Origin of the sequence: Paraclostridium dentum, from assembly GCF_012922555.1 — a bacterium.
In the GTDB taxonomy this organism is placed as follows: domain Bacteria; phylum Bacillota; class Clostridia; order Peptostreptococcales; family Peptostreptococcaceae; genus Paraclostridium; species Paraclostridium dentum.
Genome location: NZ_WIPK01000082.1, coordinates 1 through 607, shown reverse-complemented (window position 1 = coordinate 607; position 607 = coordinate 1). Strand labels below are relative to the sequence as shown.

1 protein-coding gene is annotated in these 607 nt (G+C 47.0%); it reads left to right on the top strand.

Annotated features, from left to right (window positions below):
- Positions 1 to 13 precede the first annotated feature (13 nt).
- Positions 14 to 607 (top strand): VIT domain-containing protein (locus GFJ41_RS20980; protein WP_500048758.1); only part of this gene is annotated, 594 nt, incomplete at its 3' end.

Here is a 607-nt window from a genome sequence, read left to right as displayed (position 1 = left end):
ACGTGATGTTGATATCTACAGCTTCCACATCAATTCTACCGTAAACAGCCGATATGCCATCACTGTCATCACAAGTCGTGTGGCGAACCGGCTCAGTGAGTCCAAAGAAGTTCATTTTGAGGTCAAGATACCAAAGAATGCTTTCATCAGCAAATTCAGGATGACCATAGAGGGAAAGACGTATGATGGAGTTGTGAAGCAGAAAGAAGCGGCACAACAACAGTACAGTCAAGCAGTGTCTCGAGGAGAAAGTGCCGGGATTGTCAGCTCAGTAGGACGGACTCTGGAGGACTTCAAAACCTCAGTGACGGTGGCAGCTTTCAGTAAGGTGACCTTTGAACTCACCTATGAAGAGCTGCTGAAGAGACGGCTTGGCAAATACCAGTTACAAATCAACGCTCAACCAATGCAGACTGTGGCAGATTTCAAGATTGATGTCTACATTAACGAGCATCCGGGTATTTCCTTCCTGGAGATTAAAGGAGGGCTGAAAACTCAGGAGCTGTCCAGTGCTGTAACCAGTACTCTGGCTTCATCTACCAAAGAGGCATGGGTGAACTTTTACCCCACTCGTGAGCAGCAGACAAAGTGTGAAGGTTGTGGAGAA